Genomic DNA, 20,767 nt, shown 5'->3' with positions numbered 1-20,767 from the left:
GTAAGTTATATTTTGTTGGATAATATTGCGAGGATTAAACCACAGTTTCCCCAGAAAGTTTGACGATAAATCCGTAGTTTAAAGAAAAGACGCACTCTCATAAAAAAATTGCTTTTCCTCATTAAAATAAACAAATTAAATATACGACAATTTTCTTTTGTAAATTTGTCCGTTAATTTTAGCAAATTATGTTCATTAACATCATTGTAAAATTTAAATTCATTGTGTATTAACATTCTAAGTCTGACGATTTTAGCACTAATATTTGTATTAGCTCCAATCAAGTTATTTTCATGCTGTCGATAATCTATATATGCTTTACTATCATATATAATGTGGCTTCCGCAAGCTGAAGCTAACTGATAAACAGTCCAATCATGAGAGATAAAATTTGAGGACACATTGAGATTACATAATATACTATGTAATTCAGAGTTAAAAATCATTGTATTCCCACCAGCTAAGCTTTGTACCAATGAGTTGCGAAACCCAGGGCACTTCCTAAATAATGGTGAGTAACCAATGACATTTCCAAATTGATCAATCAACCTTGTTCTACCACAATATAAAACAGGTTCATTTGATTCCTTTCTATTAATTAACTCAATGCCTGCCTTGAGTTTATCTTTATGCCAGATATCATCTTGATCACAAAATGCATAATAGTCGTATTGTTTATTTATCGATAGTAAAGAAATGAAGTTTTTTGCAAAACCAGCTTTTGGGCCATGTAAAAAAATGATGTTATCGTATCCGTATTCCCTGGCTAAAGTTTTTATTTTTGAAATAGTACCATCAGTTGAACCATCATCAGACACATATAAAACCCAATTCTTATAAGTTTGAGTGAAAATTGATTTTATTTGTTCTTCTATAAACTTCTCGCCATTATATGTGCACATTAAAATTGCGACAGATTTATTAGTTTCCATTTTAATCAAATAACTCGGAAATTGTTAATCTAATCCCTTTGTTATCTTTGTCTGATAGTGTAAGCAGATCAGCAATTGGCCATGATATACTCAAATCGCTATCATCCCACTTAATACAACGTTCAGAAGTAGGTGAGTAATAGTTTGTTGTTTTATAAACAAATTGTGCTTTATTGCTCATAGTCAAAAAGCCATGGGCAAAACCTTCTGGAATCCATAGTTGACGTTTGTTTTCGGCACTCAGATTCACACCAACCCATTGACCAAAAGTTGGTGAGCTTTTACGAATGTCAACTGCCACATCAAATACTTCGCCTTCTATACAGCGTACCAATTTCCCCTGCGCGTGCGGGTTTAGCTGATAATGAAGACCTCGCAAGACACCTTTTTGTGATTGAGAATGATTGTCTTGTACAAACTCAACCTTTCTTCCCACAGCTTCTTCAAAAAATTTTTGATTATGACTTTCAAAGAAAAAGCCACGCTCGTCACTAAAAACTTTAGGCTCAAAAATAAGCACATCAGGAATGTCAGTATTAATAATATTCATTGTATATCTCTATAATTATTTACTAATTATTTCTTTCACAACACGCTTAACACCATTCTTCCAATCAGAGATGTTTACGTCGAAAGCTTGTTGGAATTTTTTATTTGACAAACGTGAATTGTGAGGCCGTACCGCAGGGGTACGATAAGAAGTACTAGGAATACCATTCACCTCTTTTAATGACAATGATACACCTACTTTTTCGGCAACAGAAAATATGTACTTAGCATAATCACACCAGGTCGTTTCACCACTAGCTACTAAGTGATAAACACCATAATGGTTCCGATTATTACGTTCTGTGCGAATGGCTATTGCTGTGCAATCTGCAAGCAAATCAGCACTAGTTGGGGCACCATGCTGATCATTGATAATAGAAAGTACCTCTTTTTCTTTTGCCAGCCGCAGCATTGTTTTTATAAAGTTTTCACCACGGGTGGCATAAACCCAGCTTGTGCGGAAAATAAAATGTCTCGGATTATATCTAGCTATCGCACGTTCACCTGCCAGCTTGGTTTGTCCGTAAACATTTAGAGGTCCAGTATCTTCATCTTCTGTCCGATAATGAGAACCTGAACCGTCGAAAACATAATCAGTTGAATAATGGATAAGCAGCGCATTAATTCTTGCAGTCTCTTTAGCCAATACTTCAACACTTTCAGCATTTAATCGTGCTGCATGTAACTTTTCACTTTCCGCTTTATCGACAGCAGTATGGGCAGCCGCGTTCACAACTACATCAGGTTTAACGCGGCGAATAGTTTCCGCAATACCTTCCAGATTAGTGAGATCGCCGCAAAACTCTCTATCAAAGTAATCAATGGCAATCAACTCCCCCAGTGGCGACAATGCACGCTGTAATTCCCAACCAACCTGCCCATTCTTTCCAAATAACAAAATTTTCATTTGATAAAACACACCAGACTAGATTTGTTCATTTATTAAGGTACGTAAATAACGACCATAATCATTTTTTGCCATTTTTTTAGCTTGATCTGAAACCTGCTCTATGGTCAGCCACCCTTTGCGGAAAGCGATCTCTTCTAGGCAAGCAACCTTCATACCCTGACGTTTTTCAATGGTATGTATAAACTGGGATGCTTCTACCAAGCTGTCATGGGTACCAGTGTCAAGCCATGCAAAGCCACGCCCCAGCAGTTCAACCTGCAGATCCCCCTGATCAAGATACATCTGGTTCAGGGTAGTAATTTCTAGTTCGCCACGAGCGGAAGGCTTAACACGTTTCGCCATTTCCACTACGTTGCTGTCATAAAAGTAGAGGCCGGTGACCGCCCAGTTGGATTTAGGTTTCAGCGGTTTTTCTTCGATAGAGAGAGCTTTGTTATTTCCATCAAACTCAACCACCCCAAAACGCTCGGGATCCTGGACCTGATACCCGAAGACCACTGCCCCGTTGGTTAACTGCGCGGCAGCTTCTAGTTTTTTACCAAAACTCTGACCAAAATAGATATTATCACCGAGTACCAGCGCACAAGGTTCATTGTTAATGAACTCTTCGCCGATGATAAAAGCCTGAGCCAAGCCATCCGGGGACGGCTGCACCTCATAGGAGAGACGGATCCCAAACTGCTCACCATTTCCCAGCAGACGCTGAAATGACGGCATATCTTCCGGTGTTGTAATAATTAAAATGTCACGTATCCCAGCCAGCATCAGCACAGAAATGGGATAAAAAATCATAGGTTTGTCGTAAACGGGTAACAGCTGTTTCGACACCCCCTGAGTAATAGGATACAGACGGGTTCCGGAACCACCCGCTAATACAATGCCTTTCATCATTTTGTCCTGTAATTATTAATCCGTCAGACCCAGACGTTCGCCTGCGTAAGAACCATCCATTACACGTTTCCACCACCCCTGATTGTTGAGATACCATTCAACAGTTTTTCTGATGCCTGACTCGAAGGTCTCTTCAGGAACCCAGCCTAGCTCATCCTGTATTTTGCTTGCATCAATGGCATAGCGTAGGTCGTGGCCGGGGCGATCGGCGACATAAGTAACTAATTGTGAATAGCTACTAATTCCATCAGGTTTGTTAGAAATAATCTCATCGAGAATAGTACAAATCGTGTTGACCACTTCGATATTCTTACGCTCGTTGTGGCCGCCAATATTATAGGTTTCACCCGCCACACCAGTGGTCACGACTTTATACAGCGCACGCGCGTGGTCTTCCACATACAACCAGTCACGAATCTGCTCACCGTTGCCATACACCGGCAGAGGTTTACCGGCCAGTGCATTCAGAATGATTAGTGGAATGAGCTTTTCCGGGAAATGGTACGGACCATAGTTATTGGAGCAGTTGGTCACCAGCGTTGGCATGCCGTAAGTACGGCGCCAGGCGCGAACCAAATGGTCGCTGGATGCCTTGGAAGAGGAATAAGGACTGCTTGGGGAATAAGGCGTTTTTTCTGTAAACAGTGGCAATTCTGTACCGGCAGGAACCTCATCAGGATGAGGTAAATCACCATACACTTCATCAGTTGAAATATGGTGGAAACGAAACGCAGCCTTACGGGGATCATCCAGTTGCGACCAGTATTTTCGCGCGGCTTCAAGCAGTACGTAGGTCCCAACAATGTTGGTTTCAATAAACGCAGCTGGCCCAGTAATAGAGCGATCCACATGGCTTTCAGCTGCAAGATGCATCACCGCATCCGGTTGATGTTCTGCGAAAATGCGCGCCATTGCGTCACCATCACAAATATCCGCACGTTCAAAAACGTAACGGCTATTACTGGAAATCTCAGCCAAAGACTCAAGATTACCTGCGTAGGTTAATTTATCAACATTAACAACAGCATCTTGCGTATTATTTATGATGTGCCGAACAACAGCAGATCCAATAAACCCTGCCCCACCAGTGACCAATATTTTCACGTGAATCTTCCGTTTTACTTTTGCTAATTTAAATAACGCACCGGGCAGACCATAAGATGAGCGAAAAACATGCTTTATCAAGGCACGCTACCGCCCCTGGCTCTATAGCTACCAGCGTACTAGATACAACTACCGTCAATTTCTGTGAAAGCGCGTAGAATAACGTAGTTGAAAATCGTTACCAAGCACAAAATGTTACATCTATTTTCTGCTCAAACCTACAGGGAAACAAGAAAAATCTCGCACTGTTAACCAGCTCCGAAGGTACAAATTTCAACCTTAATCACTGAGTCAATTAGCCAAAAATAAAAAGCAGTGAAGACGAATGAAGCCTATTATCTCTTCTTTTGTCCTCAACTGCCTTTACAGTAAGCAAATTCTTGCACGTCTTATTTATGACTACTTAGTGAGCAACTTTTCAATACTTACGCGGAACTTCGGCCCTTCTTTCAGGTTACGCAGGCCGTACTTAACAAACGCCTGCATATAGCCCATTTTCTTCCCGCAGTCGTAGCTGTCGCCAGTCATCAGCATCGCATCAACCGACTGTTTTTTAGCCAGCTCAGCAATAGCATCCGTCAACTGAATACGCCCCCAGGCACCAGGCTGGGTATGCTCCAGTTCTGCCCAGATATCAGCAGAAAGCACGTAGCGCCCTACTGCCATCAGATCGGAATCCAGAGTCTGCGGCTGGTCTGGTTTTTCAATGAATTCAACGATACGGCTGACTTTACCTTCGTTATCTAAAGGTTCTTTGGTCTGAATAACAGAGTACTCAGACAAATCGCCTTCCATACGCTTAGCCAGCACCTGACTACGCCCGGTTTCATTAAAACGAGCAACCATGGCTGCCAGGTTGTAGCGCAGCGGATCCGCGCTCGCTGTATCAAGAATGACGTCAGGTAATACGACGACAAAAGGGTTATCACCAACAATTGGGCGAGCACAAAGAATTGAATGACCCAGACCCAGTAACTGAGCCTGACGAACGTTCATAATAGTCACGCCTGGAGGACAGATAGACTGCACCTCGGCTAATAGCTGGCGCTTAACACGCTGCTCAAGCAACGATTCGAGTTCGTAAGAGGTGTCGAAGTGGTTCTCAACCGCGTTCTTAGACGCATGAGTCACCAGCACGATTTCTTTGATACCTGCAGCTACAATTTCGTCGACAATGTATTGAATCATCGGCTTGTCTACGATCGGTAGCATCTCTTTAGGGATTGCCTTCGTGGCAGGCAACATGTGCATCCCCAGACCTGCTACCGGAATAACTGCTTTCAAATTAATCATTAAGTCATTCACCTATTCAATTGTTGCTGAATTATAGCTTTTTAGCTTGTTTTAGCCAGTATGAATTACATTACTCCGATGCAGCGTATGTTACGCCGCTTAACTTCGCAATGCAGTAATCTTAATCCCAGGGAGTGTCACTTTAGCCAGGAATGGTCGCAAAGTTACCTCTCCCGTCCCGGGAGTCGAAAATTCACCGCTTCGACATTCACCACCTGATGGTTTACCCGGTCGATGTCAACTGAGCTTTGCCCGGTTTCGTTTACCGCATGGACATTCGCCAGCGAGAGTAATGTGTCCTGTTTTGCCATAAACTTGCCGCGCACATCCTGACGGAGATCGAAGTGCATCTTAAGCGCGGGTCCCGTCGCGGATTGCTGCATAACCCTGATGTTACGTAAAAAAAGGTGCTGTGGTTGGTTATGCAACTCAAGCGTGGCACGTTTCATCTCCACATTGGTAATCGCCACAAATGATGTCGCATTACCAGAGGAGATCTGAATACCGCGCAATTTGTATTCACGTTTCGTATTATCCAGATGGATATTATTTAACTTAAAGTTTTGTGGAATGGATAAATAACGCCCTTTGATTACGCCGTAACCAATGAGCATACCTGCGCTATTCTCCATATTGATATTATCAATTACGAAATTATCACATCCGTAAATAGCGACCGTCGCATTATCAATGCCCGCTTTCTTACTATAATCTGGAGTGATATTTCGCGCGGTAATATTACGAATAATAAAGTGTTTGCCGTTCTCCACATGGACTAACTGTCGGCAGTCGCTACCGGTGATGTTCGCTACCACAAAGTTTTTTACCGCCAGTTCATCGGGATAGGTATTGTCATAGGTACTCCCCGCCAGACCGATGCCGATGCCCCAGTTCACGTTGCCGTTGGTACAGTTGATACGTTCAATGACATGGTCAGAAATGAGGATATTGCTGTCGTTTATCGCCACATTCCACTCGATAGCATCACCCTGTAAATCGCTAAAACGGCTGTTCGTGATCTTTACGCCGTCCATTCGATTATGAAAACCCTGACGCAAAATGCCATAGTTAGCACGCGTGACGGTAATATCATCGATAGTCAGATTACGCATCAGCCTCGAGGTTTTACCGCCGATATAGATTTGCGTCACCGGACCGAAACCGCTCATGGCAATCCCTTTTATCACACAGTCCGACCCCCGCACATCGAGAGTAACGTTCCTCAGGCTCCCGCCCTGCTCGCCCATCACCTTGCATCCATCCTGCAGAACAAAGCGCCCACGGCCATTGCCACTTATTCGCCCTTGCAGGAATAGCGTTTTGCCTGGTGGGATAACGATGGCGGTATTGAGATCCTTACATTCCAGCCCTGTTGGTACGACGACCGTTTGTCCTTCTTTGAACGCCTGCCTGAAAGAGGCCACCCAATCCTGTGGGTTGTAATCCTGAATGTTGACGCTGCCTAGTGATTCTAGCGCCCGAACAACGGGAGAATGCAGCACGACAAGCGCAGAGCCTGCCGTCAGAAAAGTACGGCGTGAGAGTTTTTTCTCTGACATACAACCTCGATTTACATCGTTTGCAGCAGACTGGCTAACTGTTTATTGATCGCTAACTGATTAAATTCAGTTGCAATTTTTTCTCGCGCGCACTGCACAATCGGCTGCACCTGCTCACTGTCGAGCAGGCTAAATGCCGCTAATCGCTCGGCCAGCGCCTGCGCATCGTTTTCCGGTGCCAGCCAGCCAGACTTGCCCGACTCGACCAGTTCAGGGATCCCACTATGGACGGTGGAAATCACCGGGATGCCCACCGCCATCGCCTCCATCAGCGCCACCGGGATCCCCTCCATATCGCCATCCCTTCCGGTAATTGAGGGCAGCAAAAAGACATCGGCCTGCTCAAGCATTTCCTTCACCTGATGACTGGGTTTAAAGCCAGGCATCTCAATCACATCATCAAGTTGATATTGCTCGATCAGCGTACGCAGACGACGCTCCCAGGGGCCAATGCCAAGGATGCGATAACGGAATGCGACGCCCTGCTCTTTCAACTGACGACAGGCTTCGATGGCGACGTGCAGTCCTTTTTTCTCAGTTAACCTGGCGACAGAGATAATCTCCAGCGGGGCGGCAGGCGATTTCAACTGGCGTGGCGTAAAGCGCGTCATATCGATTCCCATGCGCGAGACCGCAATTTTCTGCGGCGGGCACCCCATATTTTTTAAACGTCCGGCCCAGAGGTTGCTAATAGGTAACATCAAATCCCCACGTTCAAACAGTTGCTGATATTCAGGGGTGTAGTGGGCAAGCACATCCCGATGCGAAACATCAATGCCGTGAAATACCGTGGCGATTTTGCCGCGGATCATCCCTAGCTCACGCAGCTTGGCGGCCGTTACGCCTGCGGGTCCAAAATGAGCGATAAACACATCCGCTTCAAACGCCCGCGGGTTCGCGCCACAAATGGCCGCCAAAATCAGATTGCGCGCCTCATCGCCATAGCGTGAAACATTCAGCGCTTTCCAGGTGGCTGCGCGGGTAATACCGCGCAGGGCCGCCACTGCCCTATACTTAAGCTTCGCCAGTTTGCTGTTCGGCTCATTCAGTAACCAGCGCGTTTTTTCACCCAGACGGTAGGTATTAAATGAAGCATGGGTATTTTCAAGATCGCCCTTGTGCAACGCGACAATTTCCACGTCGTAGCCCATGTCGATAAATGCGGTAATCTGATTGAGTACAAAGGTCTCGGAGGAGAGCGGAAATTTAAGCAGGAAAAAGCCAACCTTCATTTTTCCCCCTCAATACGCGTTAAAACCGATTGCACCATGTTCACCCCACGTTCACGCTCACGCCTAACCGCGTCGCCGAGACGTATGTTCAGCTCAGGTAGCTGTCCGAGAGCATCGGCGACCTTTCCTTCCAGGCTGCCATCGAGCAGATGGCGAATATCGACGGCCATCTCTGCTAACCCCAGTTGTTGCATGATCCCTGCCGATTTATGCTCATAATTAATGGCGATGGCTGGCGTCATAAAATTCATCGAGATGATGGCCGAGTGTAAACGAGTCCCCACAGTCAGATCGCATGCAGCCAAAATTTTCCCCATCTCCAGGTCGTTGAGTTCATCCATCACCACGTGATAACGGCCCGGGTCGTTAATATACTGGCGCAGGTTCAACGCCACCATGCGGTCATCTTTGTTGTAACTATCAATACCGGTACAGGTTGACAGCGCTATCACCTGGTAACCTTCATCAAGGATGCGGTTCACTACCCCGGCAAAGGCTTGCTCATAGGCCTGCTGCGTTGTCCCCAGACGCTTATCAAAAGGAGCCAGCTCACGCAGAGTAATGGCAACGGTCTTCTGTTTTGCCGCCATGTGTAACCAGTGCTGTACGGCATAACCAGGCTCATAATCCTCATCATGATTATTTACCAGCCAGGCGGTATCTACCCCGGTTTCGACTTTATCCGTGTTTATTGCACTGCGCTTCATCAGATCCAGACTGACGGATTCACGCAAAATCAACGTATTACAGTGTCCAAAAACGTAGTTCGCCAGTTGATTAAACTGTTCATCCTGGAATGGCCCCACGCTGTGGCCAATCATGTACAGCGGTTTTTTCGCCATAAACGTACACAGGGCATGTTCAAACTGCGGTACGCCATACAGATCGACAAAAAACGATCCGCCGACCTGGATAATGGCGTCGTAGCGCGACAGCAGACGAACAAAATCGGTAAACCCCTGGGCGATCGCGATATTGCGCAGATTACCGGAATCGGTGACACGCGAGAGCAGCACCTGATGCTGATAGCGACGACGCAGCACCTTCTTCACGCGTCCCATAACGCCCGCGGCGTTATTGTGTTGCTTCATCTGCGAATACAGCGGATCGCCCATCACCGGGCGGTTCAGTAACCACGAAGAACTCACCGGATAACGGCTCATAACATCCACTTCAGTCTCAGGACGCAACGCGTTAATGGCATCCAGCAAACCGCGCAGAATCGCGCTATCCCCACGGTTCCCACAGGTATGGTTGCCTAAAATTAATAGTTTCATTATGACCTCTTAAAGCGTTGTTCTTATCCTGCACGAAGCAAGGTTTTCATTTTTTCACTGCGGCAGAGCTGGCGTTTTATTTCCACCACTAACGGATGGCGCGACACCACAATCATCGCCGCGAACGCCAGTGCTCCTGCCGCTACCTGGATCCCCAGCAACGCGCCTGGCGACAGTTGGCTGCGCAGCATTACGTCCAGCGCATAGCTCACCACAAGGGTAGGTAAAGAGAGATATAACGGCAGCCACAGACTGAGCATGTACTGGCGGTAGCTGGAGCCAAGAACAGGTTTGATCATCACGAAGTAACTGAGGATCGTGTTAATCACCTGGACCAGCAAAAAGCCCAGCGTCACGCCAATCGCCCCGGCCTGATGACCACCGATGAAAATGGCGGGAATAAACAGAAAGGTTTTGAACACATTGAATTTGAAGCTGATGTCGACCCGTGCTTTCGCCATCAGCAGTGAACCGATCGGATTCCCCACAGAGCGCAGCAGTCCAACAATGCACAGCAGTTGCAAGACGGGAATAATACCGTTCCACTTCTCGCCAAATACCAGCGGCACCACATTGTTCGACACCACCATCAATCCCAGGAGTACCGGGAAGTTGATGATCCCAACCACCGACAGCAGCTTGTAAAAATTCACCCGTAGCTTTTCACTGTCGTCCTGAATTTTGGCAAACGCCGGAAACAGGACACGGGTAATAATCGGGTTCAGTTTGATCGGAGGGACAACCGCCACGTTCCAGGCGAGATTGAATCCGCCCGCCACACCTGCGCCCAACGTTCTGGCTAAAACCAGCGAGGAAAGGTTGGTATTGAGGTAATTGATAATGCTGTCTGCCGTCAGCCACGCGCCAAAACGCAGATTCGACGAAACGGATGCCAGCGAAAAATGCAGCCCCGGACGGTAAATCCGGCGACCAAAATAGCCGAACAGCAGCGTTCGTAGCGTACAGTTCACCAGATACCCGAGAATGGCCGTCAGCGCGAGCGGCCAGAAATGGGCGCTGACCACGGTAAAGGTAAAACCGGCCAACACCGAACTGGTTTCAATCATGCCAATTTTGTTGAAGGCCAGCTCTTTTTGCATCAGCGCGCGAAACTGCTGCCCGTGCGGTATCACCACAAACGCCAGCGATAAGGTTTTGATGAGTGGCGCCAGTTCGGGATTATTGAGCACGCTGGCAATCGTCCCGCTAAGCAGAAACATCACCACACATACCACCATACCCAGCCCAACGTTGAGCCAGTACAGCGTAGTCAGCTCAAGATAACCGATGTCTTTGCGCTGAATAATTGAGTTGGCAATACCGAAATCCGACAGCGTATCGGCCAGCGCAATGATCACCAGCGACACGGTTAACAACCCAAACTGGTGGTTATCAATAATCCGCGCCAGGACGGTCATCTGGATAAGTCCCAGACCAATAATGATCACCGTAGCAATCGCCGACCACTTTGCGCCATTAAGCGTTTTTTCTCGTAAGCTCATGTTAATACGCCGCTTTGTTCACAAAGCCTTTGAATACCGTCAGAAAAACAATTTTGATATCGAACCACACGCTCCACTCGCGAATGTATTCGAGATCAAACTCCACACGTTTTTCCATTTTTTCCAGCGTATCGGTTTCACCGCGCCAGCCGTTGATTTGCGCCCAGCCGGTAATGCCCGGTTTCACCTTATGGCGTAACATGTACCCCTCGATCAGTTGGCGGTACTGTTCGTTATGCGCCACCGCATGCGGACGTGGGCCGACGATAGACATCCCTCCGGTCAGGACGTTAATAAACTGCGGCAGTTCATCGAGCGACGTCCGGCGCAGGAAATTTCCCACAGGGGTAACGCGCGGATCGTTTTGCGTCGCCTGCGTCACCACCGCGTCGTTCTCCATCACTTTCATCGAGCGAAACTTCCAGACTTTGATCGGCTTCCCGTCCATGCCATAGCGGGTCTGGCGGAAAATCACCGGACCTTTGGAGGTCAGTTTTACCAGCAGCGCAATACCACACAGCACCGGGGAAATAAGCAGCAGGATCAGTGAAGCCAGCACGATATCTTCCGCGCGCTTTAACAGGCGATTAATCCCCGAGAGCGGCGTGTCATACAGCGGCACTACCGGAACGCCGTTCATCTCTTCAATCCGTGAATGCAGAATATTGAAGGTAAAGACATCAGGAATGAGGATCACCGAGCAGGTGGTGTCGGCCAACTCACGCACCAGTTTTTTTACGCTGGCGCCATCGCTCATCGACATGGCGATATAAACGTTATGAATGCGTGAAGCTTTGGCGTCGTCCATCAGTTGTTGCAGATTACCGGCCCAGTCGCGGGAGTTTTTTCCAGGGATTGGGTCGTGATAGACCCCCGCCACTTCAAATCCCAGCCACGGTTCATGGCGAAAACTGTCCAGCAGCATTTGTCCGGCGGGCAGGTCGCCAGCCACCGCCACCCGGCGGGTGTTGTAACCACGATTACGCAGCCACCCCGCACCGTAGCGAATAAACGAACGACTCAACACCAGGCCGACGCTTGAAAGCAGATACCATGCCAGCCAGACGGCGAGACGGTTATCGAAATCGTTATTAAAGGCGATCAGACATGCGCTAAAAATCAGACTCAGCGTCCAGTTTTGTAGTAACAGCACCAGCTCAGTGGAAATTTTGACGCCGCGCCAGGAGCGATAAAAATCCGTTATGCCACCGAGCATCTGAAAAACGACCAGCGTGATCAGCGCCACCAGCAGGTGCATATACAGGAAAGGCAAACCGCTTAATTCGCAGATCACCCACAACCCGCCAAACATGATGGTGATATCTGAAAAGCGTTGCACCATCGAAATTAACGACGCATTGGTTTTGGCGCGTTCGCGCTTTTTTAGATGTGTCATCGTGGTTCCTGTTAGTCACCCTTTGCCCATAAGCGGGCAAAGGAAGCACCGGCATTACTGATTCAGTAACGCCAGAAGAGTGCGCGTTCGCGCTTCCATCAACGGAATATCTCCGCGCGATTCCACGTTCAGGCGCACCACCGGTTCGGTATTGGAAGAGCGTAAATTGAAGCGCCAGTCGACAAACGCCATGCTGATACCGTCCGTTCTGTCCACCGTCAGCGCCTCACGGGAAAAGTGCTGCTCCACACGCGCAATCGCTGCCGCCGGCTCTGCCAGCGTGCTGTTGATTTCCCCACTCGCCGGATAGGCCACCATCCGGTCACGGACCAGTTCACCCAGCGACTGTCCTTTCAGACTCAGCAGTTCCGCCACCAGCAGCCACGGGATCATTCCGCTGTCGCAGTAAGCAAAATCACGGAAATAGTGATGCGCGCTCATTTCACCGCCATAAATGGCATCTTCATGGCGCATGCGCTCTTTGATAAACGCGTGCCCGGTTTTTGACATCACCGGTTTACCGCCTGCTGCCGTCACCACGTCCACGGTATTCCAGGACAGGCGCGGGTCGTGGATAATTTTCGCCCCCGGATTCTTCTCCAGAAACGCTTCTGCCAGCAGGCCGACAATGTAGTAGCCCTCAATGAACTGACCTTTTTCATCGAACAGGAAGCAGCGGTCAAAATCACCGTCGAAGGCAATCCCCATATCCGCACCGTGTTCAATCACCGCATTGCGCGTGTCGGCCCGGCATTCCGGCAGCAGAGGATTAGGAATACCGTTGGGGAAGTTGCCATCCGGCGTATTGTGAATTTTGATGAACTCGACCGGCACACCCAGCGCCTGAAAACGGGCTTCAATGGCGTCAACCACCGGACCTGCCGCACCGTTGCCGGAGTTGAGCACCAGCTTCATCGGTCTCAGGCTGCCGGGATTGATGTAACCCAGCAGGTGGTCGATGTAGGCATCGCGGGTAGTAATACGCTGGTAGTGGCCACGTTTTGTCGCATCAACCGCCGGGAAGTCGTTGGCTTCCGCCAGGCGCTGCACGTCGCGCAGACCGGTATCACCGCTGATGGGCCGCGCCCCTTCCCGCACCAGCTTCATGCCGTTGTAATCCATCGGATTATGGCTGGCGGTCACTTCAATACCGCCGTCAATGCCAAGGTGGAAGGTGGCGAAGTAAATCTCTTCGGTGCCCGACATGCCAATATCCAGCACATTCACCCCCGCATCCTGCAGCCCTTTCGCCAGCGCCAGCTTTAGCGTCTCGCTGGTCAGACGCACATCGCCGCCCAGAACGATAGATTTTGGCTTCAGGAACTCGCCGTAAGCGCGGCCAATGCGCCACGCGATCTCTTCATTCAGCTCTTCGCCCAGCCTGCCGCGAATATCGTAGGCTTTGAAACAGGTTAATTTCGTCATGATTTACCCTTCTTCAGGCAACAGTTAGCCCTCTCCTGACTGGAGATATTTTTCACAAAATGACTAGCCGTTAGTTTTTAGGCCGGATAAGGTGTTCACGCCGCCATCCGGCAACGATGATGTTGTGTTACGCGCGCCCGTAGCGATCCGCAAACCGCACCACATCATCCTCATCGAGGTAAGATCCGGAGCGCACTTCAATCAGATCGAGCGGGATTTTCCCGGGGTTCTCCAGACAATGGGTCGCCCCCAGCGGAATATAGACAGACTCGTTTTCAGCAAGCAGTTTGGTGTCATCATTGATTGTCACCTTCGCGGTACCGGCAACCACAACCCAGTGTTCAGCCCGGTGATGATGCATCTGCACAGACAATCCCTCACCAGGCTTGACGGTAATTCGCTTCACCTGGTAACGCTCTCCGGCATCAATTGAGTCGTACTTGCCCCAAGGACGATAAACTTCGCGGTGAATATGATGCTCATGACGCCCGTCAGCCTTAATTTGCTCTACCACTTTTTTGACGTCCTGCACCGCGTTGCGATCGGCGATCAGCACCGCGTCTTTGGTCTGCACCACCACCAGATCTTTCACCCCGACGGTCGTCACCAGGCCGGATTCGGCATACACGTAACTGTTTTCCGTTTTGTGGCTTATGACATCGCCGTGATGCACATTGCCTTCAGCGGTATGGGCACTGATTTCCCACAGCGATGACCAGGAGCCAACATCGCTCCAGCCTGCGTTCATTGGCATCACCACCGCATCGGCTGTACGTTCCATTACCGCATAGTCCACAGACTCTTCCGGGCAGGCGAGAAACGCCTGTTCATCAACGCGGATAAAATCGAGATCGGGGTCGACCGTGCTCATGGCGTTCTCACAGGCTTCAAGAATGTCGGGACGATACTTTTTCAGTTCTTCCAGGTAACGTCCGGCCCGGAACAAGAACATGCCGCTGTTCCAGTAGTAGTCGCCGCTCGTCACGTAAGCCTGCGCGGTTTCCAGATTGGGCTTTTCAACAAACTGTGCCACCTCAAAAGCCACGGCGTCGGTATTCGTCGGCGAGACTTCCCCCCGGCGGATATAGCCATAGCCGGTTTCCGCCTGGTCCGGCACGATACCGAACGTCACCAGCTTACCCGCTCCGGCATAGGGCATCGCATTGCGAACCGCCTCGCGGAATGCCTCTTCGTCGGCAATCATGTGATCGGCCGCCAAGACCAGCAGCAGCGGATCCTCACCCGGACTTTGACGTTTTGCCGCCAGCGCGGCCAGCGCTATCGCTGGTGCCGTGTTACGCCCGGCAGGTTCGAGAATAATGTTCTCAGTCAGCTTGTGCAGCTGTCGTAGCTGTTCCGCTACGATAAAACGGTGTTGTTCATTACAGATAACCACCGGGCTTTCGCACTCCACGCCGTTCAGACGGCAAATCGTCGTCTGCAGCATGGTGAGATCGCCTTTCAGGCACAGGAACTGCTTTGGGTACAGCACGCGGGACAGTGGCCATAAACGGCTACCCGAGCCACCGGCCATCACCACCGGAAAGAGTTTGCTTTGACTCATCATGTACCCCGTATATCTGCAAGAAATTGACTCAGCACGTTTTCTTTATCCAGCGTGCGTTCGGCATAATCACGTGCCACCGTGTTTACTTTTGGCATCATCAATGCCCGTTTAATACCGCAAACCAGCGCGTTTACCGACTCCGGCTCCACGCACACCGCAATGCCAGGGTGAGCGTCACAAAGCTGACCCAGCTCGGTTTCAGGTTCGGCAGTAATAACTGCGTTACCACCAACAGCGAGGATATTGGTCAATTTGGAGGGCAGTACGGCATCAGCCGCACCACGCTTTTGCACGACCAGATGACAATCCGCAATCTTGAGCAACGCTGGCAGCGCGTCATATGATTGCAGCGGAAAGAACATCACGTTGTTCAGGCCGCGTTCGCTGACCATACTCTCCAGCCGCGCTTTACCACCGCCCTGCCCGACAATCACAAACAGCCAAGGGTGTTCGCTCAACTCGAGCGCTGCGTCTATCACGCTCTCCAGCCCCTGCTTTTCACCGATATTGCCTGAGTAAAGAACGATCTTTTGATCGGCAGGCAATCCCAGTTGCCGGGACAACGCCTGGGCATCGGCGTCGCTCACATCACGAAAGCGCGTCACTTCTGACCAGTTCGGAAAGAAAATAACCTTGTGCGGCGCAACGCCTTTTTCCATGGCTTTGTGCATCATGGAACGGGAAATCGTCGAAATATGGTCCATATTCAACAGCCCACTGCGCTCAAAGGCGCTGGCCAGTTTTGCCACCATACCGCGCGTGCCTTTGCCCGCCATTCCTAGCCCCAACATGGCATCGACTTCGTAATCCTGAACGTGCAATAGCGTACGTGCGCCACAAAGCTTTGCCAGCAGGCGCATGCCCGGCGTGCAAAACAGCGTCGGCACCACGCCGATAATGCGATCCGGCTTCCAGCGACGTTGCGCCAGTAGCGGGAAAAAACTACTCAGGGCGAAACTGCCCAAATGCAGCAGGCGCTTGAGCGTTGAGGGTTGCTCAGGCACATACAGCGGACAACGCCAGACGAGGGCGTCGCCCTCTTCGCGACGGTAGCGCCAGGATGAATAACTGCCGTTTACCTTCCACTGGGGATAATAAGGCGGCGCGGTGATCACCCGAACGTCATGCCCCTGCTGCGCCATCCATTCCACCATTTCACCGGTGTATTTGCCGATACCGGTCAACTCCGGCGAATAGTTGATGCCATACACGAGGATCTTCATAGCCCGGGTACTCCGGCCTGACTTGTTTTACAGAAGTAAGCCCGACTGTTGTCGTGCACGTGGTCACTGACCAGAATCTGTGTAGCCGCCATCCATCGGTACGCATCATGTTGGACATTGGGCAGTTGCAAGTCGTTTTCCGACACCCGCAGACGAAATCCCAGCACGATGTAATGCGTTGAGAAATCATCCCCAGAAAAGTTGTCGTCATAGAAGTGCTGCCAGACACCGTAAAACTCCGCAGCGGACAGCGGTAAACGTAACCCCAGCTCCGTTTCGGTAAGCCGCTCAAAGGCCACGTGCAGCGGTTCATCTTTTTGCACCCGACCGCCGGGCACAAACCAGTAACCCTGCGCCGGACGATTGAGACGCTTACCGAGCAGAAATTCACCGTGGGTGTTTTCCACGATCAAATCGATGGAAATCAGCGGAGTTGAACGTACTACGGTGGCAAAATCCTCATGACGTAAAAACATGCTTACCCCCGGTAGCGCTGCTGGTTTTCAAGGAACCACTGCCAGGTACTGGCAAGCCCCGCTTCCAGTGATATCTCGTGATACCAGCCCAACTGATGCAGACGCGTAACATCGAGCAATTTGCGCGGCGTTCCATCCGGTTTGCTGGCGTCGAACACAACGCGCCCCTTGTAACCCACGACCTGCGCGATGGTTTGCGCCAGTTCGCGGATGGTGCAGTCCACGCCGGTGCCCACGTTGATATGCGACAGCATCGGCTGGGTATATTCCTGCAAGACTTCCTGATCCAGCTCCATCACGTGGATACTGGCCGCTGCCATATCGTCAACATGCAGAAATTCACGCATTGGCGTCCCGCTTCCCCACACCACCACATCCGGCGTATTGTGCTCGCGAGCGTCATGAAAGCGGCGCAGCAGCGCCGGGATCACATGCGAATTACTCGGGTGGAAGTTGTCATGCGGCCCATACAGATTGGTCGGCATCACCGAGCGATAATCGCGGCCATACTGGCGGTTATACGATTCGCACAGCTTGATCCCGGCAATTTTGGCAATCGCATACGGCTCATTGGTCGGTTCCAGCTGCCCCTGCAACAGTTCGCTTTCGGCTATTGGCTGGGTGGCTTGCTTTGGATAAATACAGGATGATCCGAGAAACAGCAGTTTATTCACGTTATGTAAATGCGCAGCATGAATAATGTTGCTCTCAATCATCATGTTTTCATAAATAAAATCAGCAGGATAAGTATTATTCGCCACGATCCCGCCAACTTTAGCCGCTGCCAGATAAACCTGGTCAATACGTTCAGTGGCAAAGAACGCCTGCACCGCACTGGCGTCCAGCAGGTTAAGTTGGTCGCGGGTACGCAACACCAGCTCGACATTATCTCGCTGCGACAATTGTCTGACGATGGCGGACCCCACCATCCCGCGATGGCCCGCCACAAAAATACGTTGTGTCTTCATCCTCAGTACTCCAGCGCGATGGCGACCTCGTAACCGTGCGACTTCAGCAGGGAATGCTTCTTCGCTGCTTCAAGATCGTTGGCAACCATTTCCGAGATCATCTGGCGCAACGTGATTTCCGGCTTCCAGCCCAGTTTTTCATGTGCTTTGGCCGGATCGCCCAGCAGCGTTTCCACCTCTGCCGGACGGAAATAGCGCGGATCGACGGCAATCATGACATCCCCAGGCTTCACACCCGGCGCGTCGTGTCCGGTTACGGAAACCACGATGCCTTTCTCATTCACGCCCTCGCCTTCAAAGCGCAATTTAATCCCCAACTGAGCGACGGCCATTTCCACAAACTGGCGCACGGAATACTGCACGCCGGTGGCAATCACGAAATCTTCCGGCTTGTCCTGCTGCAGCATCATCCACTGCATCCTGACGTAATCTTTGGCATGCCCCCAGTCACGCAGCGAATCCATATTGCCCAGGTACAGACAAGACTCCAGCCCCTGCGCGATATTGGCGATCGCACGCGTAATTTTGCGCGTGACAAAGGTTTCGCCGCGGCGCGGAGATTCGTGGTTAAACAGAATGCCGTTACAGGCATACATACCGTAAGATTCGCGGTAGTTGACGGTTATCCAGTAGGCGTACAGCTTAGCAACGGCATACGGCGAGCGCGGGTAGAACGGCGTGCTCTCTTTCTGCGGGATTTCCTGTACCAGACCGTACAGTTCAGAGGTGGAAGCCTGATAAAAACGGGTCTTCTTTTCCAGCCCGAGGAAGCGGATAGCTTCCAGCAAACGCAAGGTGCCGATAGCATCGACATCCGCGGTGTATTCCGGTGAATCAAACGACACCGCGACATGACTCATGGCGCCGAGGTTATAGACCTCATCCGGTTGCACTTCCTGTAAAATACGGGTCAGGTTGGAGGAGTCCGTCAAATCGCCATAGTGCAGATGGAATTTGGGATTGCCCGAATGCGGATCCTGATAGATGTGGTCCACTCGTTCGGTGTTGAATGATGAAGCGCGGCGCTTAATACCGTGTACTTCATACCCTTTTTCCAGCAGGAACTCTGCCAGGTAAGAACCATCCTGCCCGGTTACGCCAGTGATGAGAGCGACTTTTGACATGTTATTACCTCTTAAATGATCCCCTCAGGGAGTAACTTTCTCGACGCGTTCGCGTGTGACTCTTGCGGGATTTCCCCGACAAACGACATTGGCTGGCAGCGATTTAAATACACTGCTGCGTGCTCCGACGATGGTGCCATCGCCAATCGTCACGCCAGGCGCGACAAAGACATCTGTCGCCAGCCAGCATTTATCACCAACTACAATTGGTGTGGCGTTAATATCAAAATGTTGACTGGCATAATCATGACTCCCGGTGCATAAATAACTTTTTTGCGAAATAACCGCGTGCGCACCAATCGTAATATCACCCAGCGTATATAAAACCGCGTCATCACCCACCCAGGAATAATCTCCCAGGGTTAATTTCCACGGATAAGTAATTTTTACTGAAGGTCGAATAACTACGTTTTTTCCTATTTTTGCGCCAAACATTCGCAATAAAAACGCACGCCAGCGATACATTACCTGTGGGGACCAGCGAAATAATGTGGCTTGCACTGCCCACCATAATTGCACTTTAATGGCACCGCCGCCGCGAAAACCTCCCGGCACGTTGAAGCCGCTTAAATCCTGCATAATGTACCCTTACGCTTTTCCATATAAGGTTTTTGTTTTACCGGTTGTGCGCAGACGTAAATATTCTGACAATCCGGTCCAAAAACCTGGCATGTGTAATATCTGGCGCTGTACCTTTTTTGCATCCCGACACAATTCCAGATTATTCGTCGTTGACACCCCACCCATGGAAAACTCTGACACCAGCCCGCTCAGCTTTTTAAATGCGTAACCTGACTTGTATAATTTGGCTGCCAGTGCGTAATCAGACGATATCTTATATTGCAAATCATAGCGCCAGACATTCAGTCCAGAGAGAGGAAAGAAGATGGCCTGATGGCTGGCGGGAAGGCTGTGATAAATATACCAACCCGGCTTGGCCCGTCGCTTAATTTTGTTACCATTACCGAAATCCAGCAACGCATCGCCAATGACCATCGCTTTATCGCTCTGCGTTTTTAGCTGGCGGATAAAATGAGCAGCATCTGCATGCAGAATATCCCCGGAGTTGAGGAACAGCGCAAACCGCCCGCGCGCCATAGCGATACCTTTGTTCATTGCATCATAGATGCCCTTATCCGGCTCGCTGACAAACCGTAACCGGTGCTCTCCACTGAGCCCTTCAAGAAAGGCCGAGGTACCGTCAGAGGAGCCGCCATCAACAACAATCCACTCAAAACTGATATCACCCGCCTGCGCCAGATGAGCTAACGACGCGTGAGTTTTGACGATCCCTTCCAGATTACGAAAGGCGACGGTAATAATACTGAGCAGCATGCGT

19 protein-coding genes are annotated in these 20,767 nt (G+C 50.0%); all 19 read right to left on the bottom strand.

The genetic code is table 11. The annotated features are described in order from the left end of the window. Positions 1-5: 5 nt before the first annotated feature. On the bottom strand, positions 6-932 hold the full coding sequence (locus HVZ52_RS08525) for a glycosyltransferase family 2 protein (protein ID WP_181599128.1): 927 nt from the start codon (positions 930-932) through the stop codon (positions 6-8). A gap of 1 nt (position 933) precedes the next feature. Then, positions 934-1,482 (bottom strand): dTDP-4-dehydrorhamnose 3,5-epimerase, encoded by a 549-nt coding sequence (rfbC, locus tag HVZ52_RS08520; RefSeq protein WP_181599127.1) that lies wholly within the window; start codon positions 1,480-1,482, stop codon positions 934-936. A gap of 15 nt (positions 1,483-1,497) precedes the next feature. Beyond that, on the bottom strand, positions 1,498-2,388 hold the full coding sequence (gene rfbD, locus HVZ52_RS08515; protein ID WP_181599126.1) for a dTDP-4-dehydrorhamnose reductase: 891 nt from the start codon (positions 2,386-2,388) through the stop codon (positions 1,498-1,500). Between the two features lie 18 nt (positions 2,389-2,406). Continuing rightward, complete coding sequence (gene rfbA, locus HVZ52_RS08510; protein WP_181599281.1) at positions 2,407-3,279, bottom strand: glucose-1-phosphate thymidylyltransferase RfbA; 873 nt, start codon at positions 3,277-3,279, stop codon at positions 2,407-2,409. A gap of 18 nt (positions 3,280-3,297) precedes the next feature. Further along, positions 3,298-4,386 carry a dTDP-glucose 4,6-dehydratase gene (rfbB, locus tag HVZ52_RS08505; protein ID WP_181599280.1) on the bottom strand — a complete coding sequence of 363 codons (1,089 nt, stop codon included), beginning with the start codon at positions 4,384-4,386 and terminating at the stop codon, positions 3,298-3,300. A gap of 399 nt (positions 4,387-4,785) precedes the next feature. Beyond that, positions 4,786-5,679 carry a GalU regulator GalF gene (gene galF, locus HVZ52_RS08500; protein WP_181599125.1) on the bottom strand — a complete coding sequence of 298 codons (894 nt, stop codon included), beginning with the start codon at positions 5,677-5,679 and terminating at the stop codon, positions 4,786-4,788. Between the two features lie 164 nt (positions 5,680-5,843). Next, a complete protein-coding gene (gene wcaM / locus HVZ52_RS08495) occupies positions 5,844-7,238 on the bottom strand; it encodes a colanic acid biosynthesis protein WcaM (RefSeq protein WP_181599124.1) in 1,395 nt (464 codons plus the stop codon). An 11-nt stretch (positions 7,239-7,249) separates the two neighbouring features. Then, on the bottom strand, positions 7,250-8,470 hold the full coding sequence (gene wcaL / locus HVZ52_RS08490) for a colanic acid biosynthesis glycosyltransferase WcaL (protein ID WP_049040305.1): 1,221 nt from the start codon (positions 8,468-8,470) through the stop codon (positions 7,250-7,252). Further along, positions 8,467-9,747, bottom strand: coding sequence for a colanic acid biosynthesis pyruvyl transferase WcaK (gene wcaK / locus HVZ52_RS08485; protein ID WP_181599123.1), 1,281 nt, complete (start codon positions 9,745-9,747; stop codon positions 8,467-8,469). Before wcaK ends, wcaL begins: the two co-directional genes overlap by 4 nt. Positions 9,748-9,770: 23 nt before the next feature. Further along, the gene (gene wzxC, locus HVZ52_RS08480; RefSeq protein ID WP_181599122.1) at positions 9,771-11,249 is read right to left on the bottom strand and encodes a colanic acid undecaprenyl disphosphate flippase WzxC; all 1,479 of its coding nucleotides are present in this window, start codon (positions 11,247-11,249) and stop codon (positions 9,771-9,773) included. Between the two features lies 1 nt (position 11,250). Continuing rightward, positions 11,251-12,645 carry an undecaprenyl-phosphate glucose phosphotransferase gene (gene wcaJ, locus HVZ52_RS08475; RefSeq protein WP_181599121.1) on the bottom strand — a complete coding sequence of 465 codons (1,395 nt, stop codon included), beginning with the start codon at positions 12,643-12,645 and terminating at the stop codon, positions 11,251-11,253. Between the two features lie 54 nt (positions 12,646-12,699). Then, complete coding sequence (gene cpsG / locus HVZ52_RS08470; RefSeq protein WP_016156915.1) at positions 12,700-14,070, bottom strand: colanic acid biosynthesis phosphomannomutase CpsG; 1,371 nt, start codon at positions 14,068-14,070, stop codon at positions 12,700-12,702. A gap of 127 nt (positions 14,071-14,197) precedes the next feature. After that, positions 14,198-15,634 (bottom strand): mannose-1-phosphate guanyltransferase, encoded by a 1,437-nt coding sequence (gene cpsB, locus HVZ52_RS08465; RefSeq protein WP_181599279.1) that lies wholly within the window; start codon positions 15,632-15,634, stop codon positions 14,198-14,200. Beyond that, positions 15,634-16,860: a colanic acid biosynthesis fucosyltransferase WcaI gene (gene wcaI, locus HVZ52_RS08460; RefSeq protein WP_181599120.1), complete on the bottom strand. Its 1,227-nt coding sequence runs from the start codon at positions 16,858-16,860 to the stop codon at positions 15,634-15,636. Before wcaI ends, cpsB begins: the two co-directional genes overlap by 1 nt. Further along, positions 16,857-17,336, bottom strand: coding sequence for a GDP-mannose mannosyl hydrolase (locus HVZ52_RS08455; protein WP_153690222.1), 480 nt, complete (start codon positions 17,334-17,336; stop codon positions 16,857-16,859). The genes wcaI and HVZ52_RS08455 overlap by 4 nt, the downstream gene beginning before the upstream one ends. A gap of 2 nt (positions 17,337-17,338) precedes the next feature. Next, entirely contained in the window at positions 17,339-18,304 is a 966-nt protein-coding gene (locus HVZ52_RS08450; protein ID WP_047499637.1) for a GDP-L-fucose synthase, read from the bottom strand. A gap of 2 nt (positions 18,305-18,306) precedes the next feature. After that, entirely contained in the window at positions 18,307-19,428 is a 1,122-nt protein-coding gene (gmd, locus tag HVZ52_RS08445) for a GDP-mannose 4,6-dehydratase (RefSeq protein ID WP_181599119.1), read from the bottom strand. A 24-nt stretch (positions 19,429-19,452) separates the two neighbouring features. Next, the gene (gene wcaF / locus HVZ52_RS08440) at positions 19,453-20,007 is read right to left on the bottom strand and encodes a colanic acid biosynthesis acetyltransferase WcaF (RefSeq protein WP_181599118.1); all 555 of its coding nucleotides are present in this window, start codon (positions 20,005-20,007) and stop codon (positions 19,453-19,455) included. Between the two features lie 9 nt (positions 20,008-20,016). Next, a complete protein-coding gene (wcaE, locus tag HVZ52_RS08435; RefSeq protein WP_019077134.1) occupies positions 20,017-20,763 on the bottom strand; it encodes a colanic acid biosynthesis glycosyltransferase WcaE in 747 nt (248 codons plus the stop codon). Positions 20,764-20,767 lie beyond the last annotated feature (4 nt).

It is taken from the genome of Citrobacter sp. RHB36-C18 (assembly GCF_013814485.1).
In the GTDB taxonomy this organism is placed as follows: Bacteria; Pseudomonadota; Gammaproteobacteria; order Enterobacterales; family Enterobacteriaceae; genus Citrobacter; species Citrobacter braakii.
The sequence above is the reverse complement of the archived record's forward strand: the minus strand, read 5'-3'. Positions and strand labels throughout refer to the sequence as shown.